The sequence below is a fragment of the Bordetella genomosp. 10 genome, assembly GCF_002261225.1.
GTDB lineage: Bacteria > Pseudomonadota > Gammaproteobacteria > Burkholderiales > Burkholderiaceae_B > Bordetella_C.
The window spans coordinates 2,203,255-2,229,533 of sequence record NZ_NEVM01000005.1 but is presented as its reverse complement, the minus strand read 5'-3'; the positions used below and the strand labels follow the sequence as shown (position 1 = coordinate 2,229,533).

Annotated in this window: 27 protein-coding genes; 16 read left to right on the top strand and 11 right to left on the bottom strand. The window is 67.9% G+C overall.

Going from position 1 to position 26,279, the window contains the following annotated elements:
- Positions 1 to 75: 75 nt before the first annotated feature.
- A complete protein-coding gene (cysG, locus tag CAL29_RS26085) occupies positions 76 to 1,488 on the bottom strand; it encodes a siroheme synthase CysG (protein WP_094855816.1) in 1,413 nt (470 codons plus the stop codon).
- A 374-nt stretch (positions 1,489 to 1,862) separates the two neighbouring features.
- On the opposite strand from cysG, the gene CAL29_RS26080 reads away from it, so the two are divergent.
- The 4 genes from CAL29_RS26080 (at position 1,863) to CAL29_RS26065 (ending at position 4,079) form a co-directional block, all read left to right on the top strand.
- Positions 1,863 to 2,591, top strand: coding sequence for a hypothetical protein (locus tag CAL29_RS26080; RefSeq protein WP_373559813.1), 729 nt, complete (start codon positions 1,863 to 1,865; stop codon positions 2,589 to 2,591).
- Between the two features lie 203 nt (positions 2,592 to 2,794).
- Complete coding sequence (locus CAL29_RS26075; protein ID WP_094855815.1) at positions 2,795 to 3,112, top strand: DUF883 family protein; 318 nt, start codon at positions 2,795 to 2,797, stop codon at positions 3,110 to 3,112.
- A gap of 114 nt (positions 3,113 to 3,226) precedes the next feature.
- Positions 3,227 to 3,667: a phage holin family protein gene (locus CAL29_RS26070; protein ID WP_094856922.1), complete on the top strand. Its 441-nt coding sequence runs from the start codon at positions 3,227 to 3,229 to the stop codon at positions 3,665 to 3,667.
- A 19-nt stretch (positions 3,668 to 3,686) separates the two neighbouring features.
- Positions 3,687 to 4,079, top strand: coding sequence for a hypothetical protein (locus tag CAL29_RS26065; protein ID WP_094855814.1), 393 nt, complete (start codon positions 3,687 to 3,689; stop codon positions 4,077 to 4,079).
- A 3-nt stretch (positions 4,080 to 4,082) separates the two neighbouring features.
- Here CAL29_RS26065 and CAL29_RS26060 read toward each other — a convergent pair whose 3' ends face one another.
- Positions 4,083 to 5,627 (bottom strand): UbiD family decarboxylase, encoded by a 1,545-nt coding sequence (locus tag CAL29_RS26060; protein WP_094855813.1) that lies wholly within the window; start codon positions 5,625 to 5,627, stop codon positions 4,083 to 4,085.
- A 133-nt stretch (positions 5,628 to 5,760) separates the two neighbouring features.
- On the opposite strand from CAL29_RS26060, the gene CAL29_RS26055 reads away from it, so the two are divergent.
- A complete protein-coding gene (locus tag CAL29_RS26055) occupies positions 5,761 to 6,603 on the top strand; it encodes a lytic transglycosylase domain-containing protein (protein WP_094855812.1) in 843 nt (280 codons plus the stop codon).
- Positions 6,604 to 6,613: 10 nt separating this feature from the next.
- Here the strand turns inward: CAL29_RS26055 and CAL29_RS26050 are convergent, their stop codons facing one another.
- Both CAL29_RS26050 and CAL29_RS26045 read right to left on the bottom strand, forming a co-directional pair.
- Positions 6,614 to 7,792 (bottom strand): pyridoxal phosphate-dependent aminotransferase, encoded by a 1,179-nt coding sequence (locus CAL29_RS26050; protein WP_094855811.1) that lies wholly within the window; start codon positions 7,790 to 7,792, stop codon positions 6,614 to 6,616.
- Between the two features lie 249 nt (positions 7,793 to 8,041).
- On the bottom strand, positions 8,042 to 8,671 hold the full coding sequence (locus CAL29_RS26045) for a hypothetical protein (protein ID WP_094855810.1): 630 nt from the start codon (positions 8,669 to 8,671) through the stop codon (positions 8,042 to 8,044).
- On the opposite strand from CAL29_RS26045, the gene CAL29_RS26040 reads away from it, so the two are divergent.
- The 3 genes from CAL29_RS26040 to CAL29_RS26030 all read left to right on the top strand — a co-directional run bounded on the left by CAL29_RS26040 (position 8,670) and on the right by CAL29_RS26030 (position 12,513).
- A complete protein-coding gene (locus tag CAL29_RS26040; RefSeq protein WP_094855809.1) occupies positions 8,670 to 9,212 on the top strand; it encodes a hypothetical protein in 543 nt (180 codons plus the stop codon). The two genes, CAL29_RS26045 and CAL29_RS26040, sit on opposite strands and share 2 nt — an antisense overlap.
- Positions 9,213 to 9,315: 103 nt before the next feature.
- Positions 9,316 to 11,616, top strand: a complete 2,301-nt coding sequence (locus CAL29_RS26035) for an NADP-dependent malic enzyme (protein ID WP_094855808.1) — start codon at positions 9,316 to 9,318, stop codon at positions 11,614 to 11,616.
- Between the two features lie 429 nt (positions 11,617 to 12,045).
- Entirely contained in the window at positions 12,046 to 12,513 is a 468-nt protein-coding gene (locus CAL29_RS26030; protein WP_094855807.1) for a barstar family protein, read from the top strand.
- Position 12,514: 1 nt separating this feature from the next.
- Here CAL29_RS26030 and CAL29_RS26025 read toward each other — a convergent pair whose 3' ends face one another.
- Positions 12,515 to 13,249, bottom strand: coding sequence for a 16S rRNA (uracil(1498)-N(3))-methyltransferase (locus tag CAL29_RS26025; RefSeq protein WP_094856921.1), 735 nt, complete (start codon positions 13,247 to 13,249; stop codon positions 12,515 to 12,517).
- A 242-nt stretch (positions 13,250 to 13,491) separates the two neighbouring features.
- Between CAL29_RS26025 and tkt the strand changes: the two genes are divergently transcribed.
- From tkt to CAL29_RS26010, 3 genes are all read left to right on the top strand, one after another.
- Positions 13,492 to 15,537, top strand: a complete 2,046-nt coding sequence (gene tkt, locus CAL29_RS26020) for a transketolase (RefSeq protein WP_094855806.1) — start codon at positions 13,492 to 13,494, stop codon at positions 15,535 to 15,537.
- A gap of 14 nt (positions 15,538 to 15,551) precedes the next feature.
- Positions 15,552 to 16,562: a type I glyceraldehyde-3-phosphate dehydrogenase gene (gene gap / locus CAL29_RS26015; RefSeq protein ID WP_094855805.1), complete on the top strand. Its 1,011-nt coding sequence runs from the start codon at positions 15,552 to 15,554 to the stop codon at positions 16,560 to 16,562.
- A gap of 141 nt (positions 16,563 to 16,703) precedes the next feature.
- Positions 16,704 to 17,900 (top strand): phosphoglycerate kinase, encoded by a 1,197-nt coding sequence (locus tag CAL29_RS26010; protein WP_094855804.1) that lies wholly within the window; start codon positions 16,704 to 16,706, stop codon positions 17,898 to 17,900.
- A gap of 21 nt (positions 17,901 to 17,921) precedes the next feature.
- Here CAL29_RS26010 and yfcF read toward each other — a convergent pair whose 3' ends face one another.
- The 3 genes from yfcF to CAL29_RS25995 form a co-directional block, all read right to left on the bottom strand.
- On the bottom strand, positions 17,922 to 18,548 hold the full coding sequence (yfcF, locus tag CAL29_RS26005; protein ID WP_094856920.1) for a glutathione transferase: 627 nt from the start codon (positions 18,546 to 18,548) through the stop codon (positions 17,922 to 17,924).
- Positions 18,549 to 18,948: 400 nt separating this feature from the next.
- Positions 18,949 to 19,356 carry an Hsp20/alpha crystallin family protein gene (locus CAL29_RS26000; RefSeq protein WP_094855803.1) on the bottom strand — a complete coding sequence of 136 codons (408 nt, stop codon included), beginning with the start codon at positions 19,354 to 19,356 and terminating at the stop codon, positions 18,949 to 18,951.
- Between the two features lie 25 nt (positions 19,357 to 19,381).
- The gene (locus CAL29_RS25995) at positions 19,382 to 19,813 is read right to left on the bottom strand and encodes an Hsp20/alpha crystallin family protein (protein ID WP_094855802.1); all 432 of its coding nucleotides are present in this window, start codon (positions 19,811 to 19,813) and stop codon (positions 19,382 to 19,384) included.
- A gap of 282 nt (positions 19,814 to 20,095) precedes the next feature.
- On the opposite strand from CAL29_RS25995, the gene CAL29_RS25990 reads away from it, so the two are divergent.
- The 3 genes from CAL29_RS25990 to CAL29_RS25980 all read left to right on the top strand — a co-directional run bounded on the left by CAL29_RS25990 (position 20,096) and on the right by CAL29_RS25980 (position 22,134).
- On the top strand, positions 20,096 to 21,034 hold the full coding sequence (locus tag CAL29_RS25990; RefSeq protein WP_094855801.1) for a DnaJ C-terminal domain-containing protein: 939 nt from the start codon (positions 20,096 to 20,098) through the stop codon (positions 21,032 to 21,034).
- A 33-nt stretch (positions 21,035 to 21,067) separates the two neighbouring features.
- Positions 21,068 to 21,712, top strand: coding sequence for a molybdopterin adenylyltransferase (mog, locus tag CAL29_RS25985; RefSeq protein ID WP_094855800.1), 645 nt, complete (start codon positions 21,068 to 21,070; stop codon positions 21,710 to 21,712).
- A gap of 83 nt (positions 21,713 to 21,795) precedes the next feature.
- Positions 21,796 to 22,134, top strand: coding sequence for a hypothetical protein (locus tag CAL29_RS25980; protein ID WP_094855799.1), 339 nt, complete (start codon positions 21,796 to 21,798; stop codon positions 22,132 to 22,134).
- 34 nt (positions 22,135 to 22,168) lie between these two features.
- Here CAL29_RS25980 and CAL29_RS25975 read toward each other — a convergent pair whose 3' ends face one another.
- Positions 22,169 to 22,402 (bottom strand): hypothetical protein, encoded by a 234-nt coding sequence (locus CAL29_RS25975; protein ID WP_094855798.1) that lies wholly within the window; start codon positions 22,400 to 22,402, stop codon positions 22,169 to 22,171.
- 224 nt (positions 22,403 to 22,626) lie between these two features.
- Positions 22,627 to 22,899, bottom strand: coding sequence for a translation initiation factor IF-1 (infA, locus tag CAL29_RS25970; RefSeq protein WP_088598683.1), 273 nt, complete (start codon positions 22,897 to 22,899; stop codon positions 22,627 to 22,629).
- A gap of 589 nt (positions 22,900 to 23,488) precedes the next feature.
- Between infA and CAL29_RS25965 the strand changes: the two genes are divergently transcribed.
- Complete coding sequence (locus CAL29_RS25965; RefSeq protein WP_094855797.1) at positions 23,489 to 23,668, top strand: DUF3311 domain-containing protein; 180 nt, start codon at positions 23,489 to 23,491, stop codon at positions 23,666 to 23,668.
- Complete coding sequence (gene mctP, locus CAL29_RS25960) at positions 23,668 to 25,176, top strand: monocarboxylate uptake permease MctP (protein WP_306430701.1); 1,509 nt, start codon at positions 23,668 to 23,670, stop codon at positions 25,174 to 25,176. Before CAL29_RS25965 ends, mctP begins: the two co-directional genes overlap by 1 nt.
- Here mctP and CAL29_RS25955 read toward each other — a convergent pair.
- Entirely contained in the window at positions 25,144 to 26,244 is a 1,101-nt protein-coding gene (locus tag CAL29_RS25955; RefSeq protein WP_094855796.1) for an acyltransferase family protein, read from the bottom strand. The two genes, mctP and CAL29_RS25955, sit on opposite strands and share 33 nt — an antisense overlap.
- Between the last annotated feature and the right edge of the window lie 35 nt (positions 26,245 to 26,279).

Genomic DNA, 26,279 nt, shown 5'->3' with positions numbered 1-26,279 from the left:
TGCGCGGCGGTCCCGCGTTGACGGCGACTCGCCAGGCGCGGGCCGGCGAGGCCTGCCCGGTCGTTGCCGGCGCGCCTACACCGTGGCGTCGGCGCGTTCCGACAGGTGCTGGCCGAACCAGTGCAGCTCGTCGCCGAGCCGCGCCACCTCGCCGACGATCAGCATGGCCGGCGCGTGGATGCCGTGGGCGCGCGCCAGGCGCGGAAGGTCCTCCAACTGGCCCGTCAACACGCGCTGCTGCGGCCGGCTGCCGTTTTCCACCAGCGCGAAGGGCGTGAGCGGATCGCGCCCATGCTGGATCAGGCGGCGCGCCAGCGAGTCCAGTTGTCCCACGCCCATGTAGAAGGCCAGCGTCTGGGTGGCGCCGGCGAGCGCCGGCCAATCCAGGGTATCGGCCTCGGCGCTGGAGTGCGCCGTCACCAGATGCACCGATTGCGCATGGGCGCGATGTGTCAGCGGAATGCCGGCGTGCGCCGCACAGGCCAGCGCCGCCGTGATGCCGGGCACCACTTCATAACTGATATTGCGCGCGCGCAGGAATTGCAGCTCCTCCCCGCCGCGGCCGAAAATGAAGGCGTCGCCGCCCTTCAGGCGCACCACGCGCCGGCCCAGGCGGGCGTTGTCCGCCATCAGGCCATGGATGCGCGTCTGGGTGGCGTGGTGGTCTTCGCCCGGGTGCTTGCCCACGTCGACCCGCTCCGCGTCGCGGCGCGCCAGGGACAGGATATCTGGGCTGACCAGGCGGTCGTACAGGATGACGTCGGCCTCGTTGAGGGCGCGCAGCGCGCGCAGCGTCAGCAGGCCCGGGTCGCCCGGCCCGGCCCCCACCAGCACCACGCTGCCCGCGGGGACGTGCTCGGGCGCGTCGAGTTCTTTGGTCAGCGCCGCCTCGGCCTCGGCCGGACGGGCCTGGCGCAGCAGGGACGCCACCGGGCCGTCCAGCAGCCAGTCGTAGAAGCGGCGGCGCGCGCCCAGGTCGGGGCGGGCGGCGCGGATGGCGGCGCGATGGCGCGCGGCCAGTTCGGCCAGCGGGGCCAGGGCATGGTCGAACAGCGATTCGATGCGCTCGCGCAGCCGCCGGGCCAGCACGGGCGCCACGCCTGACGAGGAAATCGCCACGATGAGCGGGGAACGGTCGACGATGGACGGCACCTGGAACGAGGACAGCGCCGGATCGTCGACCACATTACAGAAGATCCGCCGCGTTTCGGCGCAGCGCGATACGTGCGCGTTGACCGCGCGGTCGTCGGTGGCGGCCACGACCAGCCAGGCGCCTTCCAGCCACTCCGGCTGAAAATCGCCGACCAGGTGCGCGACGCGGCCCGCGGCGGCCAGCGCCGCCAGGGCCGCGTTCAGGCGCGGCGCGCCGACGCTGACGCGGGCCCCCGCTTCCAGCAGGGCCTGGGCCTTGCGGGCGGCAACGGCGCCGCCGCCGACCACCAGGACCGGTCGCTGATTCAGGTCGGCGAATAGCGGGAACAGCTTCATGAGGAATATCCGGACGGGGGGCGGGGCGGCTGGCGTCGATCAAGGGAATGGCCGCTGGCATCGAGGCCCGGAAGGGCGGGCGAAGACGCGGTCAGGGGGCGAATTTCCGGGCCACGGCACGAGTGCCGCGGCGGCCGGTACGGGCGTGAGCACCACGCGAATGGGCATTCTAAATTTGGTTCCCGTCCCCGGAGAACGAAGAAGGGGGAATTTCAATATTATTTAAATGTATAAAAGTCGCAAGAAATATATATGCAAGGCATAAAACTTCCGGCCGGCCGGACGGGTCTGAATAGACGCCGGACAGTGTAGTATCGGCGATGATTGCCGCTCCATGACGCAGCGGCGTATAGCTTCATAGCGGGGTTTCCACGGTGTTTTCCCATTCCAAGATTCTGGCGGCCGGCGCCCTGGCGCTGTCCCTGGGCGCCGGCGCCGCGCAGGCGGGCGTCTGCGACGCCGCCTTCATGCACGAAGGCGGCGCGGTGCAATTGACCGGGCGCGGCAACCTGGCGCTGGGGGCGGACCTGGCCTTCAGCGAAGTCGACAAGACCAACGGCGACAACTGCCGGGCCCGCGTCAACGGGGTTGCCACGTTTTCCTACGCCGGCCTGCCGCCCGGCAAATCCAAGCTGGACTACCTGATGACGGTCAGGGCCGGCCAGGCGACCTTCGTCAAGTACGAGAATGCCGGCGAAAAGCCCAGCGGCGATGGCCAGTTCGACCTGCGCATGCTGGGGCTCTTCGCCTACGACGGCAAGCTCGCGGCCGGCCAGAAACTGCCGGGCTCCAACTTCCGCCTGCGCATCGGCAAGGAAGCGCCGGTCGGCGGCACGCCCACGACTACCGTGCGCATCGGCCAGAAGACGGTGGGCGCCCAGCAGCCCCTGGACACCGCGCTGGGCAAGAAGACGTGCTTCCCCGTCCGCTACGAGCGCAACTCCGATCCCACCATGGCCACCTTCAAGAGCCTGACCATTCCCATCCCGGGCATCAACTCCACGGTCACCGACTGGTATTGTCCCGCGGTGAACCTGGTCATGAAGCAGGACATCGACCAGCAGGGCATCAGGTCCTCGGTCGAGATCACGCAGTTGAAGTAGCAGGGATAGGCGCGGGCCGCGGCAACAGGCGCATGGGAGCGGCGAACGGAGCGGCGAACCCCATGGATGGCCGGTGGCCGCGTTGCAGTCGGTAGCAAAAGCGTCACGCCGCCGACAGATAGCGCAAATCCGGCTGGTATCATCAATCGGTATCGGGCCTGCTGTTCCCACCGGCCCCGGACACGTAACGCAAGGAGCGAACCATGAACGCGAGAAAATCCCCGGAAGCCGTCAAGGAAACCCTGATCGACAATGTCAAGAGCAGCTTGAATGACGCCGAGGACCTGCTGCGCGAAGCGGCGTCCACCACGGGCGACAAGGCCGCCGAGTTGCGTGAACGCGCGCTGGCCACCTTGAAGCGCACTCGCGAAACGCTCTACGACGTGCAGGACGCCGTCCTGGAACGCGGCCGCAAGGCCGCCCGCGCCACCGACGACTACGTGCATGACAATCCGTGGCAGGCCATCGGCATCGCCGGCGGCGTCGGCCTGCTGCTGGGCCTGTTGATCAGCCGTCGCTGATCGTCGCGGCAATCCGTTCCGAAGCCTGTTCCCTACCGCGGCGGATGAAAGATGCGGCACGGCGCTTGCGAAGCCGGCCGCATCTTCGACTTCCCCGCCTCATCCTGTTCCGCCATGGCTATCCGAAAATCCTTGCTGGGTGTCGCCTCGAGCCTGGTCGAGCTGGTCCGCACGCGTTTCGAACTCCTGACGCTGGAAGCCCGCGCCGAGCAGGGCCGGCTGCTGCGCGTCCTGGGACTGTCGTTCGCGGCGCTGCTGTTCCTGACCCTCGCCGTGCTGGTGTTTTCCATTCTGGTGGCGGTGTATTTCTGGCCCACGGACTCGCGTTATATGGCGCTGGGCGTGCTCGCGGCCGGCTATGCCGTCCTGGGGGTCATCCTGCTGGTGGTTGTGTGGCGCCATCTGCTGCACGGGCCGGTGCCCTTCGCCGCCACGCTGGAGGAACTGGGCCGCGACGTGCAACTGCTCGATCGTGTGCGCGCGGCGGCGCAGGCCGAGGAAGCGGCCGAAGCGGCCGCCGCCCAGGCGCGCCAGGCGCGGCGCGACCGTCTTTGATTGAATCCGGGGGACCGAGATGAGCAAGAAATTGTCGCCCGCCGTCGACCGCGCCGTTCGCCTGGAGCTGCTGCGCGCCAAGGCGGCCGTCGAGCGCGAAGCGCTGGTGCACAACCTGGCCGAGGCCGGGGTGGCCTTGTCTCCTTCGCATCTGTTGAGAAGCGTGCTGCCGGGCAGCCTGCAAGGACTGGCCAGCGGCGGCAGCAGCAAGCTGGCGTGGCAGGCGTTCAACCTGTTGCGGCGTTATCCCATGGTCATGTCCAGCGTCTCCGCGCTGGTGATGGGGGGCAGCAAGAAATCCAAGCTGCTGAAACTGGCCGCCGGCGCCCTGGTCGGCTGGCAGGCGCTGCGCGTCTGGCGCGAAAAGCACCAGGACGACGAGCGCGCCGGGCCGGTTGACGGCGGCGTATAGGGTCTATAGCCCCAATTCCCCCCAGATCGCGTCGACCCGGTCCTTGACCGCTTGGTCCATGACGATGGGCGTGCCCCATTCGCGCTGCGTTTCCCCCGGCCACTTGTTGGTGGCGTCCAGGCCCATCTTGCCGCCCAGGCCGGAGACCGGCGAGGCGAAATCCAGATAATCGATGGGCGTGTGCTCCACCAGCGTGGTGTCGCGCACGGGGTCCATGCGGGTGGTCATCGCCCACACCACCTCCTTCCAGTCGCGCGGGTCGATGTCTTCGTCCACCACCACGATGAACTTGGTGTACATGAACTGGCGCAGGATGCTCCACAGGCCGAACATGACGCGCTTGGCGTGGCCCGGATACTGCTTGCGGATGGACACCACCGCCAGGCGGTAGCTGCACCCTTCCGGCGGCAAGTAGAAATCGACGATTTCCGGCAACTGGCGGCGCAGCAGGGGCACGAAGACTTCGTTCAGCGCCACGCCCAGCACCGCCGGCTCGTCGGGCGGCTTGCCGGTGTAGGTCGAGTGGTAAATCGGATTGCGCCGCATGGTGATGCGGTCGACGGTGAACACGGGGAACCAGTCGCGCTCGTTGTAGTAGCCGGTGTGGTCGCCATACGGGCCTTCCAGCGCCATTTCGTAGCCGGTGTCCGGCGGCGGATTGACGCCCTCGGGCACCACGGGCGCCACCGCGCGCGGGTCCGTGGACGGCAGCAGATGGCCTTCGAGCACGATTTCCGCATAGGCGGGCACGGACAGCTTGCTGCCCAGCGCCTGCGTGACTTCCGTGCGCGAACCGCGCAGCAGGCCGGCGAACTGGTATTCGGACAGCGTGTCCGGCACCGGCGTCACCGCGCCGAGGATGGTGGCGGGGTCGGCCCCCAGCGCCACCGCGACGGGGAAGGGCTGGCCCGGGTAGGCCTGGGCGTGGTCGCGGAAGTCCAGCGCGCCGCCGCGATGCGACAGCCAGCGCATGATCAATTTGTTCCGCGCGATGGGCTGCTGGCGATAGATGCCCAGGTTCTGGCGCTTGGCGTTGGGGCCGCGCGTGACCACCAGTCCCCAGGTCAGCAGCGGCGCCACGTCGCCGGGCCAGCAGGCCTGCAGCGGCAGGCGCCCCAGGTCCACGTCCTGGCCTTCCAGCACGATTTCCTGGCAAGCCGCGCCGCGCACGGTCTTCGGGCTCATGTCCCATAGCGCCGACTTCAGCATGGACACCTTGGCGAAGGCGTCGCGCAGGCCCTTCGGCGCCTCCGGCTCGCGCAGCGAGGCCAGCAGTTCGCCGGTCTCGCGCAGGGCCGCGACGTCCGCCGCGCCCATGCCCCAGGCCACCCGCTGCGGGGTGCCGAAAAGATTGGTCAGCACCGGCATGCCGGCAGGGCGGTCTTCGTGCCGGGCGTTTTCGAACAGCAGCGCCGGGCCGCCGGCGCGCAGCACGCGGTCGCCGATTTCGGTCATTTCCAGTCGCGTCGAGACCGCCGTCCGGATGCGTTTGAGGTCGCCGCGCGCTTCGAGTTGGGCGATGAAGTCTCTGAGGTCTCGGTATTTCACTGCGATCTCGGGAAGATGAAGGAGAGTTAGATTAAATTACGCAAAGTTGCAAACCTATTAGAGGCTTGGTTACATACGCGTCCGGCGATAAAGGTTAACATCCCCCTCCTTTACAACTACGCAGGAGGTCTCCATGCCCGATGCGTCAGCCGCCAGCGTCCTTTTCAGGCACCTGGCACAAGGAGTGCATCGCTATCTTGCCGAATGGCTGCGGATTTGCTCAGTCTACCTGGGTATCGCGGTCATCGTGACGGTAAGCATGGGATTCGCCTTGCCCGGTCTGCGCGACCAGGCCTTGCAGGTGCACAAAGCCTTGCTGACGGCGCTTGCGCCAAGTTCCGTTGCCCCCACTGCGTCCTCGGACCAGGACGGCCTGCTGGCCGGCGATATGGATACCGACACCGGCGCCGCGGTGGCCCTGGCCGTGCCCGATACCACCGGCAGCAATGCCACCGGCTACCTCACCCCCTTGCCCCATCCGCCGGCGCCCGTGCGCCCGCGCCTGGAGACGACGGCCACCACCGCGCAGGTGGAGGCCCTGCGGAATTACATTTCGCGCAAGTACAAGGTGGCCTATGACGCCACCGGCGTGCTGGTGAACACCTCCTACAAGGTGGGACGCGAGCTGAAGGTCGATCCCTTGCTGCTGCTGGCCGTCATCGCCATCGAGTCGCGCTACAACCCCTTCGCGGAAAGCAGCGTCGGCGCCCAGGGGCTGATGCAGGTCATGACCAGCGTGCACCGGTCGAAGTTCGACACCTTGGGCAGCAAGAACGGCGCGCTGGATCCGGTGGCCAACATCCGGGTCGGCGCCGGCATCCTCAAGGACTGCATCAACCGCCGCGGCTCGGTGTCGGGCGGCCTGGCCTGCTACGTCGGTTCCAGCGGCCCCAATGACGGCGGCTACGGCGACAAGGTGCTGGCCGAGCGCCGCCGCCTGGCGGTGGCGTCCGGCATCCCGCTGGCGCGCGACTGACGCGCCAGTCTCAAAGCGCCGGTTCGCGCAGGGTTTCCAGAAAACCCGCTATGCGCGTGGCGGCCTCTTCCAGCCGGTCCAGGCCGAGGGTGTAGGCGAAGCGCATGGTGTGGTCGCCATGGGCGGGGCCGAAATCCACCCCCGGCACGGCCGCCACGCCGGCCTCTTGCAGCAGGCGGCGCGAGAACGTCATGCTGTCCAGTCCCTGGTTCGACAGGTCCGCGTAGATGTAGAAAGCGCCGTCCGGCTTGACCGGCACCGCCAGGTCCATGCCGGCGAAGGCCTGCAACAGGACGTCGCGGCGCTGGCGGAAGGCCTCGCGCCGCTGCTGGTAGACCTTGAGCGTGTCGGGCAGGAAGCAGGCCAGCGCCGCGTGCTGGGCCAGCGTCGGCGCGCAGATGTGCAGGCTGGCGGCCATTTTCTCCACGGTGCCCGCGATGCTCTGCGGGACGATCAGCCAGCCCAGGCGCCAGCCCGTCATGGTGAAGTACTTGGAGAAGCTGTTGATGACGACGATGTCGTCGTCCAGCGTCAGCGCCGAGCGCGGCGGCTGTTCGTAGGACAGGCCCAGGTAGATTTCGTCCATCAAGGTGAAGCCGTCGCGCTCGCGCACTTCGCGCAGCAGTTTGCCCAGTTCGGCCGGCGCCACCGAGGTGCCGGTGGGATTGCTGGGCGAGGCGATCAGCACGCCGCGGGTGTGGGGCGCCCAGTTCTCGCGCACGTCCTGCGCCGACAACTGGTAGCGCTTGTCCGCCGTGCTGGGCACCAATTGCGGCCGGCCGCCGCTGGCCAGGACGAAATTGCTGTTGGCGGGGTAGGAGGGGTCGGGCATCATCACGCCGGCGCCCGGGTCGACCAGCGCCGCGCAGGCCAGGGCGAGGGCGCCCGAGGCGCCGTTGGTCACGATGACGCGCGAAGGGTCGACGCGGGCGCCGAATTCCGTTTCGTAGTAGTGGGCGATGGCTTCGCGCAGGGCCGAGACGCCGGCGGGCGCGGTGTAGCCGCTGAGGCCGGCGCGGGCGGCGCGCTCCAGCGCTTCCACCACCTGGGGCGGCGCGGTAAAGTCGGGTTCGCCGATGCCCAGGCTGATGATGTCCCGGCCTGCCGCCCGCAGCGCCTGCGCCTGCTTGAATAATTCGACGACCTGGAAAGTCAGGAAGTCCTGGGTGCGGGAGGCAAGGCGCGGCATGGGGATTCTCGAAGCGGAAGCGGTTAAGGCGGTTAAAGCGGTTAAGGCTGTTAAGGCTGTTAAGGCGGGCAGGGCGGCATCGGCGCATGGGCGCCGGGGCGGCAATGAAAGGGGGCTGGTCCGTGCCCGCGTTGGCGCGGGGGCATCGGCGCCGTCTGGCGGCCACGTGGGGCCAAGGGCGTGGCCGATGAAGGCATCCGGGCCAAAAGAGTCAAAAGAACCAAAAGAAAGCCAAAAGAGGAATTGTAGTCATATGGAGGCAGGACGCCGCGCATTCCTGTTGGGCCGTCGCCCGCCCGAAACGCCGTGGGAGGCGTTTTTGAGACGCTTGCGGCGCGCCTGCGAGGGAGAACTGCGCGCGATCGACGCGGCCGCGGCCATGGGGGCGGTGCCGGCTGCCGCCGCGGCATCGGGGCCATCATCGTCGTCGTTGCCCGCATCCGCCGGGGCATCCGCGCCGGCATCCGTTGCGGCATCGTCCCTGGCCGAGGCCGTGCCCCTGGCCGAGGCGCCGGCCAGCGCGGCGCGCTGGCGGCCCGTCTCCGTGGCCGACGTGCGCGTGGCGCGCGGATTGTGCGAGGAATATGGCGTCGTCATGGCCCTGGCGGAAACCCGCGGCCAGGCGCCGGGGCGGCCTTGCCTGTGGGTGGATCCCAGCGGGCTGGATGCGCTGCAGCACGTGGAAGATACGCTGCCCTCACCGCCGGCGTCCGCGCCGGCACCCGCGGGATCGGCCCCAGCCCTGGCATCCGTATCGGCAGTGGCATCGACTCCGGCGTCGGTGTCGGAATCGACATCGGGACCGGTATCCACATCCACATCAGCGTCGGCGTCGTTAACGTCGGCATCGCGTTGGCGCGCCGGGCCGGGCGTGACCATGGCGAGGCTGGTCGAGGCGGGGCTGGCGCAGTTCGCCGGGCTGCCGGGGGAGATGACGGTGGCGGCCTGGCTGGCGGGGCGCCGCCATATGGACGGGACGCCGGGCCTGGCCTGCCCGCCCGGGCTGGTCAGCGTGGACGTGATGCTGGCCGACGGCGCCCTGGAAACGCTGGGGCCTTTCGGCGCGAGCGGCGGCTTGCCGCTGCGCAGCGCCACGGGGCAGGCGCTGATCCCGGCCCTGTATATGTTGTCGGGCCGCCCCGGTGCGGCCTGGTGCCGAGGCCAGGCCGCCTGGCCCGCTCGCTACCGCCTCGATGCCCTGAACCCGCTGCCCCCGGCCGAAGCCAATCTCGCCGGCCTGCTGGCGGGCCATGAAGGCGCGCTGGCCTGGATCGAGAGCGTGGTGCTGCAGGCCGTTGCCGCGGCCGGTTCCGGCCAGGTCCAGGCCACCCCTTATCCCGCCGAAGCGCGGGCCCTGGATGCGCATATCAAGGACGCCTTCGATCCGGCCGGCCTGTATCCGGAAGCGCCGCTGCCGTAGCGGCCAACGGTGGCGCATGGGATTCGATTTGCCCCGCCATGCGCGAAACCGGGGTGGCAAGGAGTAACATTGCTGCCAGTTTTTTCCACCCTTGAAAGCGATCATGGACGCCAATTTACGCAAGGCCGCGCTCGAATATCATGAACAGGGCCGCCCCGGCAAGGTTTCGGTTACGCCCACAAAACAACTGACCAACCAGCGCGACCTGGCGCTGGCGTACACGCCCGGCGTGGCGGCGGCCTGTGAGGAAATCGTCGCGGATCCGGTCAACGCCGTGCGCTACACCAGCCGCGGCAACCTGGTGGGCGTCATCACCAACGGCACGGCCGTGCTGGGCCTGGGCAATATCGGCGCGCTGGCCTCCAAGCCGGTGATGGAAGGCAAGGCGGTGCTGTTCAAGAAGTTCGCCGGCATCGACGTCTTCGACATCGAGATCAACGAGACCGATCCCGACAAGCTGGTGACCATCATCGCCGGCCTGGAAGCCACCTTCGGCGGCATCAACCTGGAAGACATCAAGGCGCCGGAGTGCTTCACCGTCGAGCGCAAGCTGCGCGAGCGCATGAAGATCCCCGTCTTCCACGACGACCAGCATGGCACCGCCATTACCGTCAGCGCGGCCTTCATCAACGGCCTGAAGGTGGTGGGCAAGGACATCGACAAGGTCAAGGTGGTCGCCTCCGGCGCCGGCGCGGCTGCGCTGGCTTGCCTGGACCTGATGATCGACCTGGGCCTGCCGCTGGAAAACATCTGGGTCACCGACATCGAGGGCGTCGTCTACGAGGGCCGCACCGCCTTGATGGATCCGGACAAGCAGCGCTTCGCGCGCAAGACCGACCTGCGCAAGCTGGCCGAGGCGATCGAGGGCGCCGACGTGTTCCTGGGCTTGTCGGCCGGCGGCGTGCTCAAGGCGGAGATGGTCGCCAAGATGGCCCCCCGCCCGCTGATCCTGGCCCTGGCGAACCCGACGCCGGAAGTGTTGCCCGAAGTGGTCAAGAGCGTGCGCGACGACGCCGTGATGGCGACCGGCCGTTCGGACTATCCGAACCAGGTCAACAACGTGCTGTGCTTCCCCTATATCTTCCGCGGCGCGCTGGACGTGGGCGCGACCACCATCACGCGCGGCATGGAGAAGGCGGCGGTCCACGCCATCGCCGGCTTGGCGCAGGAAGAGCAGAACGAAATCGTGGCCGCGGCGTACGGCACGTACGATCTGAGCTTCGGTCCTGAGTACTTCATTCCCAAGCCCTTCGATCCGCGGCTGATCGTGCGCATCGCGCCGGCCGTCGCCAAGGCCGCCATGGAAGAAGGCGTGGCTACCCGTCCGCTGACGGACATGGAGGCCTACGTCGGCCAGTTGCAGCAGTTCGTCTATCACTCCGGCGCCTTCATGAAGCCGCAGTTCGCGGCCGCCAAGCAGTTCGTGCGCGACGGCGGCAAGGTGCGCATCGTCTTCACCGAGGGCGAGGACGAGCGCGTGCTGCGCGCGGTGCAGGTGGTGGTCGACGAAGGCCTGGCCCGTCCCATCCTGGTGGGGCGTCCGGCCGTGCTGGCCGCGCGCATCGAGAAGCTGGGCCTGCGCCTGCGCCTCGGCCAGGACGTCGAGGTCACCAACCCCGAGTACGACGAGCGCTTCCACCGCTACTGGACCACCTACTGGGAAATCATGTGCCGGCGCGGCATCAGCAAGGAAATGGCGCGCGTGGAAATGCGCCGCCGCCTGACGCTGATCGGCGCCATGATGGTGCATCTGGGCGACGCCGACGGCATGATCTGCGGCACCGTGGGCGCCTATGGCGACCATCTGCGCATGATCGACGAGGTCATCGGCAAGAAGCCAGGCGCCAGGACCTACGCGGCCATGAGCATCCTGCTGCTGGCCGAGCGCACCGTGGTGCTGGTGGATACGCACATCAACGACGAGCCCAGCGCCGAGCAGATCGCCGAATACACCATCGCCGCCGCCGCCGAAATGGAGCGCATGAACCTGGCGCCCAAGGTGGCGCTGCTGTCGCGTTCCAACTTCGGGTCGGGCAGTTCCTCGTCCGGCGCGAAGATGCGCGAGGCCCTGCGCCTGGTGCGCGAACAGGCGCCGCATATCGAGATCGACGGCGAAATGCACGGCGACTGCGCGCTGGACGAGGAATTGCGCCTGCGCATCCTGCCGTCGTCCACGCTCAAGGGCATCGCCAATCTGTTGGTATGCCCCAACGTCGACTCCGGCAACATCGCCTACAACCTGCTCAAGACCACCGCGGGCGGCAACGTCGCGCTGGGCCCGCTGTTGCTGGGCGCCAACGCGCCGGTGCACATCCTGACGTCGAGCTCGACGGTGCGGCGCATCGTCAACATGACGGCGTTGACGGTCGTCGACGCCAATAACCGCGCGGCCAGGATCGCCTGAGCCGCGCCGGGGCGGGGCCTCGGCCCCCGCCTTCCCGCGCGCATGCAATCGGCGCGGCCTGCCATGGCATGCCGATTGCATACCTTTTCCCTTGATGTCCGTGTGTCCGTGCGGCCGCTTGTCCTCGGGACCGTGTCCGCGCGGGCGTGCGCGTTCGCGCGGACGCGTGGCGTTGCCGCGCCGTCGGTCGCTGGACCGTCGACGTGCCACGTAAATGTCACTATCCGATGACAAGGTCTCTTGGTTTTTTCCCCGGACTCAGTGTATTGTCCGATGCGTGTCGCGCGGGGCACGCCGGTCCGCCGTTTCAGGTGGGACAAACCTTGCGCGAACGATTGATTGGGCCGGCATATGCCGATACGATGCAGCGTGAAAGCCCGGGGGCCTGTTGACCGTCCCTGACGGGCGTATTTCCAGGAGGTCCCCAGCATGGCCAATACCGGTCAATCCGCCTTGCAGCGGCAGTTGCGGCGCGGCGGCGCTCTGGATCCCGCATCCCTGGATCCGTCGTCGCTGGCCGATGCCGCGCGCGCCTTGGGAGCCAGCGTATTCGTCGCCGATTGCGACCGCGCCCGCAGCCGCTCTGCGGTCCTGCGCGCCATCGCCAAGGCGGTCGACTTCCCCATGTATTTCGGCGGCAATTTCGATGCCCTCTACGATTGCCTGTGCGATACCGTGCTCGACCAGAAAGTCGGCGCGGTCCTGTGCCTGCAGAAATTGCACTCGGGCGATCCGGTGCTGGAAGAGGATGCCGGCCGCATCGAGACCGTCTGCGCCGACGCCGCCGAATTCGCGCGCGAGAACGGCCGGCTGTTTTCCTATGTGATCGAGCACGCGGGCGCGCATCCCATGGCCGAGCCCGGCGTCGCGGCCGCGCCTTACGGCGAGGGCGACTGAGTCAAGCCCAGTCCAGCACGGCGGCCGCGGCGGCCGCCAGGGCCAGGCCGGCGGTTTCCGTGCGCAGGATACGCGGGCCGAAGGTAACGGCCCGCGCGCCGGCCCGGCGGGCGGCCGCCAGTTCCGCATCGTCCCACCCGCCTTCCGGTCCCACCAGCAGGTCCAGCGCGCGCGCTTCGCCGGCCGCGCGCAGCGTATCGGCATAAGGCTGGCCGTCCTCGGGATGGCACAGCACGCGCAGTCCCGCGGCGGGTTGCGCCAGCCATTGTTCCAGCGTCACCGGTTCGGCCACATGCAGCAGGCGGTTGCGCCCGCATTGCTCGCTGGCCGACACGGCGACGCGGCGCCAATGGGCCAGGCGCTTGTCCTGGCGCGCGCCGCTCAATTGCAGCACGCTGCGCCGGGCGGCGATGGGCACGATGGTGCGCACGCCCAGCTCGACCGCCTTTTCCACGATCCAGTCCATCTTGTCGCCGGAAGGCAGGCCCTGCACCAGCGTGATCGCGCCGGCCAGCTCGGCTTCGCGCGGGTCGAAGGCGCCCAGTTCGACCGCGGCCGCGCGCCCGTCGACGTGCAATACCCCGGGATATTCGCCGCCTTCGCCATTGAACAGGGACAGGCTATCGCCGTCGCGCAGGCGCAGCACCCGCACGGCGTGGTGCGCGGCAGCCTCCGGCAGCGCGATGCGGCTGTGGGCGGCCAGGGGCAGGTCGACGAAAAAACGGGGCATGGGCATGGCGGCGGACAGGGCGGTGACGAAAACCAGGACGGAAACCGCTATTGTGGGCGGCAAACGCGCTATTTTGACCGCATTCCGGCCGCGCCACGTGTCCCGCCCGCCAGCCCGGCGCGCCGGCGCGTCATCCATCCGGCCGATGGGCCGGGCCCGGCAGGGTAATCCCGCGGTGCTAAAATCTTGAGCTTTTGCAACCCTACCGGCGCCCTGTTACGTTGCAGCCGGCGAGAGAGCCCTCACGAATGAGCAATCCGACAGCCCGTCAACCTTCCTTGGCGGATGCGATCCGCGCTTTGGCGATGGACGCCGTGCAACAGGCCAACTCCGGACACCCGGGGGCTCCGATGGGGATGGCGGAAATCGCCCAGGCCCTGTGGACCCGCCACCTCCGTCACAATCCGGCCGATCCCGCGTGGGCCGACCGCGACCGCTTCGTGCTGTCCAACGGCCACGGCTCGATGCTGCTGTACTCCTTGCTGCACCTGAGCGGCTACGACCTGCCGATCGAAGAGCTGAAGAATTTCCGCCAGTTGCATTCGCGCACGCCGGGCCACCCGGAAGTGGGCATCACCCCGGGCGTGGAGACCACCACCGGCCCGCTGGGCCAGGGCGTGACCAACGCCGTCGGCATGGCGCTGGCCGAGGCGCTGCTGGCGGCGGAATTCAACCGCCCCGGCCACGCCATCGTCGACCATTACACCTATGCCTTCGTCGGCGACGGCTGCCTGATGGAAGGCATCTCGCACGAAGCCTGCTCGCTGGCCGGCACGCTCAAGCTGTCCAAGCTGATCGTCTTCTATGACAGCAACGGCATCTCCATCGACGGCCACGTCGACGCCTGGTTCGGCGACGACACCGCCAAGCGCTTCGAGGGCTATGGCTGGAACGTCATCGGCGCCATCGACGGCCACGACGCCGACGCGGTCGACGCCGCCATCCGCCAGGCCCACGGCCACGCCGCCAGCCACGGCGGCCCGACGCTGATCATCTGCCGCACCGTCATCGGCAAGGGCGCCCCCCATATGGAAGGCACCCACAACGTCCACGGCGCGCCGCTGGGCAAGGACGAAATCGCCGCCACCCGCGCCGCGCTGAACTGGAACTACCCGCCTTTCGAAATCCCCGCCGACATCTACGCCGGCTGGGATGCGCGTCCGCGCGGCGCCGAGGCGCAGTCGGCATGGCAGCAGCGCTTCGACGCCTATGCCGCGCAGTTCCCCGCCGAAGCCAAGGAATTCCTGCGCCGCATGAAGGGCGACCTGCCGGCCGATTTCGCCGAAAAGGCCCGGGCCTATCTCGACGCGACCGAGGAAAAGGCCGAGACGGTCGCCACCCGCAAGGCCTCGCAATACGCCATCGCCGCGCTGGCCCAGGCCCTGCCCGAACTGCTGGGCGGCTCGGCCGACCTGACCGGCTCCAACTACACCGACTGGAAGGGCGTGGCGCCGGTGCGCGCCGGCGAGAAGGGCATCCAGTTCGGCCGCCACATCAACTACGGCGTGCGCGAATTCGGCATGGGCGCGATCATGAACGGCATCGCGCTGCATGGCGGCTACCTGCCTTTCGGCGGCACCTTCCTGACCTTCTCCGATTACTCGCGCAACGCCATCCGCATGGCCGCGCTGATGAAGCAGCGCGTGGTGCACGTGTTCACGCACGACTCCATCGGCCTGGGCGAGGACGGTCCCACCCACCAGTCGATCGAGCACGCCAACAGCCTGCGCCTGATTCCCAACCTGTCGGTCTGGCGTCCTTGCGACACCACCGAAACCGCGGTGGCCTGGATCGAATCGGTCTCGCGCCCGACCAGCATCGGCATGGACGTGCATGATGGCGGTCCCAGCGCGCTGCTGCTGTCGCGCCAGAACCTGGCCTTCGTGCCGCGCGACGCGGCCACCACCGCCGCCATCGCGCGCGGCGGCTACGTGCTGCGCGACGCGCCCGAGGCGCGCGCCGTCATCATCGCCACCGGCTCGGAAGTCGGCCTGGCGCTGGCCGCGCAGGAATCGCTGGCCAAGGACGGCGTGCCCGTGCGCGTGGTCTCCATGCCCAACACCAACGTCTTCGACAAGCAGGACGCCGAATGGCGCGCCAGCGTGCTGCCCAAGGGCCTGCCGCGCGTCGCCGTCGAGGCCGGCACCACCGGCCTGTGGCACAAGTACGTCGGCCTGGAAGGCGCCGTGGTCGGCATCGATCGGTATGGCGAATCGGCTCCGGCCGGCGCCCTGTTCACGTATTTCGGACTGACCCCGGAGAAGGTGGCCGAGGCCGTCAAACAGGTTTTGTAAAAGGAGATCCAGACATGACTATCCGTGTTGCCATCAATGGCTATGGCCGTATCGGCCGCAACGTTCTGCGCGCGCACTACGAAAGCGGCAAGAAGCACGACATCGAAATCGTCGCCATCAACGATCTGGGCGATCCCAAGACCAACGCCCACCTGACCCGCTACGACACGGCTCACGGCCCGTTCCCCGGCAAGGTGGAGGTCGACGGCGAATACATGGTGGTCAACGGCGATCGCATCCGCGTCCTGGCCAACCGCAACCCGGCCGAACTGCCCTGGGGCGACCTGAAGGTCGACGTGGTGCTGGAATGCACGGGCTTCTTCACCACCAAGGAAAAGGCCGGCGCCCACCTGAAGGGCGGCGCCAAGAAGGTCGTCATCTCTGCGCCGGGCGGCAAGGACGTCGACGCTACCATCGTCTACGGCGTCAACCACAACGTCCTGAAGGCCAGCGACACCGTCATCTCCAACGCCTCGTGCACCACCAACTGCCTGGCCCCGCTGGTCAAGCCGCTGAACGACGAGCTGGGCGTGGTCTCGGGCCTGATGACCACCGTGCACGCCTACACGAACGACCAGGTGCTGACCGACGTCTACCACGAAGACCTGCGCCGCGCCCGTTCGGCCACCATGAGCATGATCCCCACCAAGACCGGCGCCGCCGCCGCGGTGGGCCTGGTGCTGCCGGAACTGAACGGCAAGCTGGACGGCTACGCCATCCGCGTGCCGACCATCAACGTCTCCATCGTCGACCTGTCCTTCATCGCCAAGCGCGAAACCTCGGTCGAGGAAGTCAACGCCATCCTGAAGAAGGCGTCGGAAGGCTCGCTCAAGGGCATCCTGAACTACAACACCGAGCCCCTGGTGTCGGTGGACTTCAACCACAACCCGGCTTCCAGCACCTTCGACGCCACGCTGACCAAGGTCTCGGGCACGCTGGTCAAGGTTTCGTCCTGGTACGACAACGAGTGGGGCTTCAGCAACCGCATGCTGGACACCACCGTGGCCTTGATGGCGGCGAAGTAAGCGCGCCGTCCGGCGCCGGTGGGGACCGGCCGCCGGCCAGGGCCGTTTCCGCGGGGGGAAAGGGCCCGATAGGAACCATACGAAGGGGACGCGCCGTCCCCTTCGTCTTGTGGGGCACAGGGCCCCGGAGGAGAAGCATCCATGTCCAAGGTGAATACGCTGTCCGCGCTGGCCCAGTCCGGCGCGCTCAAAGGCAAGCGCGTCTTTATCCGCGCCGACCTGAACGTCCCGTTCGACGACAACGGCAACATCAGCGAAGACACGCGCATCCGCGCCTCGGTGCCGGGCATCAAGCTGGCCTTGCAGGCCGGCGCGGCCGTGATGGTCACCTCGCACCTGGGACGACCGGAGGAAGGCATGCTGACGCCGGAAGACACGCTGGCGCCGGTGGGCAAGCGCCTGGCCGAGCTGCTGGCGCAGGACGTGCCGCTGGTGCAGAACTGGGTCGAGAACGGCGTGGACGTCGCGCCCGGCCAGGTGGTGCTGCTGGAGAACTGCCGCGTCAACGCCGGCGAAAAGAAGAACGACGAAGCCTTGTCGCGCAAGATGGCGGCGCTGTGCGACGTCTACGTCAACGACGCGTTCGGCACCGCGCATCGCGCGGAAGCCACCACGCACGGCATCGCCCGCTTCGCGCCCGTGGCCTGCGCCGGCCCGTTGCTGGCCGCCGAACTGGAAGCGCTGGGCCGCGCCCTGCACGCGCCCAAGCGTCCGCTGGTGGCCATCGTGGGCGGCTCCAAGGTGTCGACCAAGCTGAGCATCCTGCAATCGCTGGCGTCCAAGGTGGACCAGTTGGTGGTGGGCGGCGGCATCGCCAACACCTTCCTGCTGGCCGCCGGCAAGCCCATCGGCAAGTCGCTGGCCGAGCCCGATCAAGTGCAGGAAGCCGTGGCGGTGATCGACGCCATGCGCAAGCGCGGCGCCGACGTGCCCATTCCCACCGACGTGGTGTGCGCCAAGTCCTTCGGCGCCGACGCGGCGGCCACCGTGAAGCCGGCCGATGCCGTGGCCGAGGATGACATGGTGCTGGACATCGGGCCGCAAAGCGCCCAGGCCCTGGCCGACATTCTCAAGCAGGCCGGCACCATCGTCTGGAACGGTCCGGTGGGCGTGTTCGAATTCGAGCAGTTCGCCCATGGCACGGAGACCATCGCCCGCGCCATCGCCGACTCGCCGGCGTTTTCCATCGCCGGCGGCGGCGACACGCTGGCCGCCATCGCGAAGTTCGGCATCACCGACAAGGTGGGCTATATCTCCACCGGCGGCGGGGCGTTCCTGGAGTTCCTGGAAGGCAAGACGCTGCCCGCGGTGGAAGTGCTGGAGCAACGCGCGGGATAAGCTCGTCGCGGCCCGGGCGGCCTATCTGCCGTCGCGCCAGCGGCGCAGGGAGGGCCGCTCCCATTGTTCGGCGGCGTAGTCGCGCAGGCGGGCGGGGACGTCCTCGCCCGACAGGACCAGGCGGTTGAGCATCAAGGCCAGGTCGGCATCGGCGACGCACCAGTCGTCGAACAGGTGTTTCTGCCCCGCCGGCACCAGGCAGGTGGCGACGCGGACCAGGCGGGTGGCGTCGAGCTGGGCGGCGTCGGACAGCGGCGCCGGCTTCAGGCCTTCGAAGACGACTTCGGTCGGACGCTCGCGCCGCAGCGCGGCCAGGTCGCTGCGCAGCCAGGCCTGGACCTGGCGCATGCGGGCGCGCGCCCGCGGATCGGCCGGACAGATCGCCGCGTATTCGGGCGCGGGAAAGACGTCCTCCAGATATTCGGCGATGGCGCTGGATTCGCTCAGGTAGAAATCGTGATGCGCCAGCACCGGCACCTTGCCCGTCGGCGAGCGACAGAGGAAGGGCGCCATGCGCTGCTCGCCCTGGTCCAGATCGACCAGCCGCAGTTCGAAGTCCAGGTTCTTCTCCGCCAGCGCGACGTAGGCGGACATGGCGTAGGGACTGAGCAGGCGGTTGTCGATATAGAGAGTGAGCGGTACTGCCACGGTCGGCTCCGGATCGGGAAAAAAGGGGGGAAAACAGGCCCCGCTACGTTCGGCATAGCTTAACAGGCGCCCGCGCGGGACGCGCGCGCCCATGACAAAACAGGCCTCGAACGTCGATTCGAAGCCTGTCCGGTTTTCCTATTGCGCGATGGCTTTCATCGCCGGGCCGCTCCCAAGATGAAAGCGCCCCCTCGGGGGGCAGCAAGCGGCGCAGCCGCGCGGCGTGGGGGCCTTTTTTCATCGCCGGGCCGCTCCCAAGATGAAAGGCGCCCCCTCGGGGGGCAGCAAGCGGCGCAGCCGCGCGGCGTGGGGGCCTTTTTTCATCGCCGGGCCGCTCCCAAGATGAAAGCGCCCCTCGCGGGCAGCAAGCGGCGCAGGCTGCGCGGCGTGGGGTTTTTTTTCAATCCAGGGCGACGTCGATGCGGCGGGGCTGGGGCTTTTCCCGTTTCGGAATGCGCAGCTTGAGCAGGCCGTTGGTCAGCTCGGCGACGATGCCGGCGCCGTCCAGTTCGGGGCTCAGCGTGAAAGCGCGCTGGTAGCGGTCCGCGGCGACTTCGGTGTGGGTGGGCGTGCCGCCGAAGGCAGCGACTTCGCCCTCGATCTTCAGCGTGGTGCCGTCGATCTGGATGTCCAGCTTGTCGCGCGGCACGCCCGGCAGGTCGGCCAGCAGGGTCAGGCCCTGGTCGTCCTCGGTGACGTCGACGCGGGGCAGCAGGGAGCGCGCGGCGGCCCTGCCGGCGGATCGGGCAGTAACTTCCTTGGCGGCAACTTCCTTGGCGCCGGCTTCTTGGGGCATAACGGTGGTCATGGTCTGGTCCTCGGGATATCGATGATTACTGGATGGCGACGCGGCGCGGTTGCGCGGCCTGGCGGCGGGGCACGGAGATGCGCAGTACGCCGTCGCGATAGCGGGCCGACACCTTGTCCGCGTCCACGTCGTCCGAAAGGCTGATCGCGCGTTTGAAACGGCCGGTGTAGCGTTCGGAGGCGTAGATACTGACTTTGGCGCCATCTTCCGGGGTAGCGCCGCGCCGCTCGCCGCTGATGGTCAGCAGGCCGCGGTCGACCTGGACGTCGAGCTGGGCGGGGTCGATGCCCGGCACGAAGACGTCGATGTCCACCGACTCGGCGTTCTGCGCGATATTGATGGCGGGAAAGGCGCGCGGCACGGCGCGGATGCTGCCGGCGGCGGGCGCCAGGGCGCGCTGCAAGCGGTCGAATTCGGCGAATACGCCGGTGGGCAGGTCCAGCAGGGATTGAAACATCTCGAACGTCCTCCGTCGCGGGGATAGGGGTGACGCACGGGGCCGGGCGCGAAACGCATCCTCGGGGATGCGGCGAGAGGGCCTGGCGTCGGTTTTCGGCTGCAGCCAGCGCTGCATGACACGTATGTAGGGAGGGTCTTGACAATTTCAAGCAGGCGCGAACCTACATTGAAAACCACGCGATCGTCCCTATATTCCACCTCATCGATGCGCCGCCCCGGCTTCGGGGTAAAGCGCCTAGGAACGGCAGGCGGCGTGGGGCACTTTTTCTTGTGAGCGAGCATGGAGTTCAAGGACTACTACGACACGCTTGGCGTCGAGCGGGGTGTTTCCGACGACGACCTGCGGCGCGCCTATCGCAAACTGGCGCGCAAATACCACCCCGACGTCAGCAAGGAAGCCGACGCCGAAGCGCGCATGCGCGACATCAATGAAGCCTACGACGTGCTGCGCGATCCCGAGAAGCGCGCCGCCTATGACGACCTGGCGGCCAGCGTCGCGGCCGGCGGCGGCCATCGTCCGCCGCCCGGTTGGGAGCAGGGCTTCGAGTTCTCCGGCGGCGATCCGCGCGAGGAGGCGGACTTCAGCGAGTTCTTCTCCTCGCTGTTCGGCGCCGCCCAGCGGCGCCGCGGGGGCCCGGCGCGCGAAAGCCGCGCGCGTGGCGAGGACTACCACGCGATGATCGAGGTCGAGCTGGAGGACATCCTGCTCGGCGCGACGCGCGAGATCGGCTTGCGCTCCATGAAGATGGACGCGCAGGGCCGTCCACGCCTGCAGGAGCGCAAGCTCAGCGTGCGCATCCCCGTGGGCGTGCGCGAAGGCCAGCGCATCCGCCTGGCCGGCCAGGGCATGCCGGGCCAGGCGGGCGGACAACCCGGCGACCTCTACCTGGAGGTGCGGATCAAGCCGCATCGGCTGTATCGCGTCGACGGACGCGATCTGTCGTTGACGCTGCCGGTCGCGCCCTGGGAGGCGGCACTGGGCGGCAAGGTGCAGGCGCCCACGCCGGGAGGGCCGGTCGAGGTCACCATTCCCGCCGGTTCGCGGCCCGGCAGCAAGCTGCGCCTGAAGGGCAAGGGCTTGCCGGGCGCGCATCCGGGCGACCTGTACCTGCAGTTGGAGGTGGCCTGGCCGCCGGCCGACACCGAGGCCGCGCGCGAGGCGTATCGCCGGATGGCGCGCGACATTCCGTTCAACCCGCGCGCGGGCCTGGGAAAGTGATCGGGCCCGCGCCGCGGGCGGTATAGTGGCGCCATGACTACCGCCGCCACGCCTGCCTCCCGCCTGCTTCGCCGCCATCCCGACGAACTGATCGTCGGCCTGGTTTCCATTTCCGACCGCGCTTCGTCCGGCGCCTATCAGGACCAGGGCCTGCCAGCCTTGCGCGAATGGCTGGACAGCGCGCTGTCCACGCCCTGGCAGGGCGCGGAACGCCTGATTCCCGACGAGGCCGCCGGCATATCCGCCGCGCTGGTCGAACTGGTCGACACGGTGGGTTGCGACCTGGTCCTGACCACCGGCGGCACCGGGCCCGCGCGCCGCGACGTCACGCCCGAGGCCACGCTGGCCGTGGCCACCCGCGAGATGCCAGGCTTCGGCGAACAGATGCGGCAGATCAGCCTGAAATTCGTCCCGACCGCGATCCTGTCGCGCCAGGTGGCGGTGATACGCGAGACGCCGGATCACGCCGCGCTGATCGTCAATCTGCCCGGGCAGCCCAAGGCCATCCGCGAGACCCTGGAGGGTTTGCGCGACGCCGGCGGCGCCTCGCTGGTGCCGGGGATTTTCGCCGCGGTGCCTTATTGCATCGACCTGATCGGCGGCCCATACGTGGAGACCCGGCCCGAGGTGGTCAAGGCGTTCCGGCCGAAATCGGCGCTGCGGCCGCCGCGCGGCTGAATCCGCGTCTGGACCCGTGTCTGGACCTGCGCCCAGGGCGATGGCGCTATAGTCCTGCTTCGTCTTATCGTTCGAGCAGAAACATGAAACAGCGTTATTTGGCCATCGCCGCCCTGACTCTCCTGGCCGGCTGCACGACGTCCAGCGACCTGCTGAAAAAGGATCCGGTTTTCTACGGCCATACCCAGCATTCGCCGGAAACCTATGCCGCATGCGTGGCCGACGCCTGGCGCCGCCAGGGCGAGGACGTGAAGCTCACGAATATCGATGGGGGCGTGGACGTGACGACGGGCAGCGCCACCGGCATCTCGAGCGCGTTGCGCGTGCAGCGCTGGGCCAATGGCAGCGTGCAGATCCGCATGTCGGCCCGTTCGTCGTGGAGCTCCCAGGAGCTGGTGCAGGCCGCGAATCTCTGCATGTGATCGCTCGCCCGGCGCCGGGCCGCGGGCGGGATGCTCAGGCGGCCCGCGCTTCGGCGCCGGCGGCGCGCTGCGCCAATTCCAGATAGTCGCGCTGCGCCGCCTCGACTTCCAGCGCCAGGCGGATCCGCAGGCGGCGCTGTTCTTCCACGAAGTCGTCGAATTTGTTCTGCGCCTGCGCGTAGGACAAGCCCGTGTTGCGCAGGCTGTTGATGAAGGCCGCGCGCGAGGTGTCCAGGCTCTTCCAGACCTTCTCGGCCCGTGCCTGCATTTTTTCGGCTCGGGTGAGCCGATCCATCGCCCTGCGCAGTTGATCGTCCGTCGACATCGCTAGTAGATAACTTTCTGCCTAGGGGCGGCCCCAGGCAAAAAAACCGCCATTGAAAACACGTAAATTAAACCTCGTTTTTACGTCTTTCAAACGGCGGAATTGATGGCGGGTTGGGGCCCGCCCGATGCGTTTTGCGCATCCCCGAGGTGCCGGAGCCCCGGCTTTCAGCGGCGGGCGCCGTACTGCTGGCGCTGGGGACGCGGCGCCTGCGGGCGTTCGTCCTTGTGACGGAAGTTGATGCGTCCCTTGGTCAGGTCGTAGGGCGACATTTCCAGCGTGACGCGGTCGCCGGCCAGGATGCGGATGCGGTTCTTGCGGATGCGGCCGGAGGCATAGGCGCCAACTTCGATGCCATTGTCGAGTTTGACGCGATAGCGGCTGTCGGGCAGCACTTCGTCGACGATGCCGTCCAGTTCGATGAGTTCTTCTTTAGCCATGCGTATTTCTCCTGATGGGCCCGAATGCCGGCGCGTGGCGACACGGCGGCGGCCGGGCGAGCCCGCCGCGAGGCGGGCAAGATGAATGCGGGGCGGGCGCAGGCAGCCAGCCAAGCGCGAGCGACGCGTGAACCAAGCGCGGCAGTGCCGGTGCCGCCGGTAACGTAATGGCCCAGGCGGCGTGCGGTCGCCGAGGCATGGAAGGGAGCAGAGGGAGGCGGCTGCGTCCTGGCGGACGGGGCCGGATATCCGGTTCCCACGGATACCGCGCGACGGCGAACCGTCCTGCGGCATGGACTCGCCCGGACGGACTGCATCGCGAGCGGGATGAGGTGCGTGATGTCGTGCCTGGCCGGATGGCCTCGTTCACTTCAGCACGGCGTAAGTTACCTGTCTATCAGGCTTTTCTGAGTGATAGTTTAACAGCGCATTAGCTAATGGAAAACCCCTAAGGTCCCTACATTTCCTATTTGCGAGGGGGGCATGGGGCGAGTATTCTCCGCCCGTCGCACATGCGCCGGCCGACAAACCGCCGCAGGGGCGGCCTGACAATTCGAGACACAATCCCTTCTATAAGAGTCAAGGCCCCATGAGGATCCTTCTACTGCTGCCGTTCTTCGGCCTGCTGTGGGTACCGTTCTATAACCAGGCGACCCCTGAACTGTTCGGTTTCCCCTTCTTCTATTGGTATCAACTGCTCTGGGTGCCGGTGACCGCCGCGCTGACCTGGATCGTCTTCCGCTCGACGCGCGACGAGGGGGACGAGTGATGGGTATCGCTCCGCACATCAATTGGACCGCGCTCAGCGTATTCATTTTCTTTTTCGCGCTGGTCACCATCATGGGCTTTCTCGCCTCGCGCTGGCAGCGCGGCTCGGGCGAAGCCCACCTGGACGAATGGGGCCTGGGCGGCCGCCGCTTCGGCACCTGGATCACCTGGTTCCTCGTGGGCGGCGATTTCTACACCGCCTACACCGTGATCGCCGTGCCGGCCCTGGTCTACGCCGTGGGCGCCTATGGCTTCTTCGCGCTGCCGTACACCATCCTGGTCTATCCCATCGTCTTCTGCATCATGCCGCGCCTGTGGCGCGTCGCCCACAAGGCCGGCCACGTGACCGCGGCCGACGTGGTCTACGCGCGGTTCCAGTCGCGGCCGCTGGAGCTGGCCATCGCCGCCACCGGCGTGCTGGCCACCATGCCCTATATCGCCCTGCAACTGGTCGGCATGGAAGTGGTGATCAAGGCCCTGGGCCTGACCGGCGAACTGCCCCTGACGGCGGCCTTCGTCATCCTGGCCCTGTACACCTATTCGGCGGGCCTGCGCGCGCCGGCGCTGATCGCCTTCGTCAAGGACCTGATGATCTACATCGTGGTCCTGGTGGCGGTAGTGCTGGTGCCGCTGAAGCTGGGCGGCTATGGCGCGGTGTTCGCCAAGGCGAACGAGGCCTACACGGCCAAGGGCGGCGCCACGGGCCTGTTGCTGAAGCCCTCGCAGTTCCTGCCCTACGCCACCCTGGCGCTGGGTTCGGCGCTGGCGGCCTTCATGTATCCGCACACCCTGACCGGGATCTTCGCCGCCAACAGCGCGACCACCATCCGCAAGAATGCGATCTACCTGCCGGCCTACACGCTGCTGCTGGGCCTGATCGCCTTGCTGGGCTACATGGCCTGGGCCGCCGGCGTCCATCCGCAAACGCCCAACGACACGGTGCCGGCGCTGTTCAACGCGCTGTTCCCGAGCTGGTTCACGGGCTTCGCGTTCTCGGCCATCGCCATCGGCGCGCTGGTGCCCGCGGCGGTGATGTCGATCGGCGCGGCCAACCTGTTCACGCGCAACTTCTGGAAGGCCTACGTCAACCCGCAGGTGTCGCCGGCGGGCGAGGCCAAGGTCGCCAAGATCGTGTCGCTGGTGGTGAAGGTCGGCGCCCTGGTGTTCATCCTCTTCATTCCAACCCAGTACGCGCTGGATCTCCAGTTGCTGGGCGGCTTGTGGATCCTGCAGACCTTCCCCGCGGTGGTCTTCGGCCTGTTCTTCAACTGGTTCCGCGGCACGTCGCTGCTGATCGGCTGGATCGCGGGCCTGGGCATCGGTTCCTGGCTGGCGATCGCCGACGGCGTGAAGCCCGTGCATACCTTCGTGGTCGGCGGCGACAGCTACGCCATGTACACGGGCCTGTTCGCGCTGGCCGTGAACATCGTGGTGGCCGTGGTCGTGCAGGCGGTCCTGAGCCTGGCCAGGCCCGGCTCAGGCGCGCAGCGCGTCGGCGGCAGCGTCTGACGGCGCGGACGATTCCGTCTTGACGCGCTGGCGCAGGCGCTCGATGCGGTGGTCGATGGCCTGGTACAACAGCCACGCCGCCGCGATCGAAAGCAGGACGTTCAGGCCGGAAATCGCCAGCGCGTCCGTGATGCCGAGCAGGGCGGTCATCTGCCCCACCAGCAGCATCACGACGGCATGACAGATATAGATCGGGTAGCTTAGCTGCCCGATTTTTTTGTCCAGCCGATAGCGCGACTGGAAGATGAACGCCAGCGGCAGGAAGGTGGCGAAGATCATCAACACCAGGGCGTCGCGCGCGTTGTGATTCAGCGGCACCGAAAAGTGGAATAGCGTGTACAGCACGAACAGCCCGGTCGCCAGTTCCGGCAGGAAGCGCAGGCGCCGGCTCAGCCGCGTGAACAGGGGCAGCAGCAGGCGATGGGACAGGGCGCCGGCGAGGAACAACGCGAGCTCCAGCGGGAAAAACCGGTACGACCAGGGGTCGCTCTGGGCGATGCCCATCCCCAGCAGCGCGACGCGCAAGGCCAGCGACGCGAGGAACAGCAGCAGCACGGTTCGCAGCGAGCGCAGGACGAAGGGCGCGATCAGGTAGAAGGTCAGCTCCACGCCCAGCGTCCAGGCCTGCGGCACCAGCAGGCCGTCGTAGAGCGGGACGTCGCTGTTCGTATAGGCGCCGGTCCAGGCCAGCAGCCCATTCTTGATGCCCGCGAACATGATCCAGTCCTGGCCGACGATGAAGACGTTGGCCAGCATCAGACAGAGGTCCGCCAGCGGGGGGCTGCGGTCGTAGACCTCCATGAACGCGGGATGGATGGCCAGGTTCGTCACCAGGGCGATGAGCGCCACCACGATGTACATCGGGTAGATGCGCAGGATGCGGTTCGTATAGAAGCGTCCCGCGCTGCGATACGTATCGTTGGCGTTGAGGATGTAGGAGATCAGGAAGCCGGAGATCACGTAGAAGAGCTGCACCGCCAGGCGTCCGCCGACCAGCACGTGGCCCTGGTTGAGGGGCGAGTGGTCGAGCACGACGGAAAGGGCGAACAAGGTTCTCAGCAGGCCCACCGATATATCTCCTCTTGACTGCCCGCAAGGCGGGC

Coding starts and splice junctions, on each gene's coding strand:
- CAL29_RS26040 (WP_094855809.1), top strand. CDS start 8,670: ATGGCGAGGCTGGTCGAGGCGGGGCTGGCGCAGTTCGCCGGGCTGCCG.
- CAL29_RS26035 (WP_094855808.1), top strand. CDS start 9,316: ATGGACGCCAATTTACGCAAGGCCGCGCTCGAATATCATGAACAGGGC.
- CAL29_RS26010 (WP_094855804.1), top strand. CDS start 16,704: ATGTCCAAGGTGAATACGCTGTCCGCGCTGGCCCAGTCCGGCGCGCTC.
- cysG (WP_094855816.1), bottom strand. CDS start 1,488: ATGAAGCTGTTCCCGCTATTCGCCGACCTGAATCAGCGACCGGTCCTG.
- tkt (WP_094855806.1), top strand. CDS start 13,492: ATGAGCAATCCGACAGCCCGTCAACCTTCCTTGGCGGATGCGATCCGC.
- CAL29_RS26065 (WP_094855814.1), top strand. CDS start 3,687: ATGAGCAAGAAATTGTCGCCCGCCGTCGACCGCGCCGTTCGCCTGGAG.
- CAL29_RS26025 (WP_094856921.1), bottom strand. CDS start 13,249: ATGCCCATGCCCCGTTTTTTCGTCGACCTGCCCCTGGCCGCCCACAGC.
- CAL29_RS25975 (WP_094855798.1), bottom strand. CDS start 22,402: ATGCAGGCACGGGCCGAGAAGGTCTGGAAGAGCCTGGACACCTCGCGC.
- CAL29_RS26030 (WP_094855807.1), top strand. CDS start 12,046: ATGGCCAATACCGGTCAATCCGCCTTGCAGCGGCAGTTGCGGCGCGGC.
- CAL29_RS25995 (WP_094855802.1), bottom strand. CDS start 19,813: ATGTTTCAATCCCTGCTGGACCTGCCCACCGGCGTATTCGCCGAATTC.
- CAL29_RS26000 (WP_094855803.1), bottom strand. CDS start 19,356: ATGACCACCGTTATGCCCCAAGAAGCCGGCGCCAAGGAAGTTGCCGCC.
- mog (WP_094855800.1), top strand. CDS start 21,068: ATGACTACCGCCGCCACGCCTGCCTCCCGCCTGCTTCGCCGCCATCCC.
- infA (WP_088598683.1), bottom strand. CDS start 22,899: ATGGCTAAAGAAGAACTCATCGAACTGGACGGCATCGTCGACGAAGTG.
- CAL29_RS26075 (WP_094855815.1), top strand. CDS start 2,795: ATGAACGCGAGAAAATCCCCGGAAGCCGTCAAGGAAACCCTGATCGAC.
- CAL29_RS26045 (WP_094855810.1), bottom strand. CDS start 8,671: ATGGTCACGCCCGGCCCGGCGCGCCAACGCGATGCCGACGTTAACGAC.
- CAL29_RS26070 (WP_094856922.1), top strand. CDS start 3,227: ATGGCTATCCGAAAATCCTTGCTGGGTGTCGCCTCGAGCCTGGTCGAG.
- CAL29_RS25965 (WP_094855797.1), top strand. CDS start 23,489: ATGAGGATCCTTCTACTGCTGCCGTTCTTCGGCCTGCTGTGGGTACCG.
- CAL29_RS26050 (WP_094855811.1), bottom strand. CDS start 7,792: ATGCCGCGCCTTGCCTCCCGCACCCAGGACTTCCTGACTTTCCAGGTC.
- CAL29_RS26055 (WP_094855812.1), top strand. CDS start 5,761: ATGCCCGATGCGTCAGCCGCCAGCGTCCTTTTCAGGCACCTGGCACAA.
- mctP (WP_306430701.1), top strand. CDS start 23,668: ATGGGTATCGCTCCGCACATCAATTGGACCGCGCTCAGCGTATTCATT.
- gap (WP_094855805.1), top strand. CDS start 15,552: ATGACTATCCGTGTTGCCATCAATGGCTATGGCCGTATCGGCCGCAAC.
- CAL29_RS25990 (WP_094855801.1), top strand. CDS start 20,096: ATGGAGTTCAAGGACTACTACGACACGCTTGGCGTCGAGCGGGGTGTT.
- CAL29_RS25980 (WP_094855799.1), top strand. CDS start 21,796: ATGAAACAGCGTTATTTGGCCATCGCCGCCCTGACTCTCCTGGCCGGC.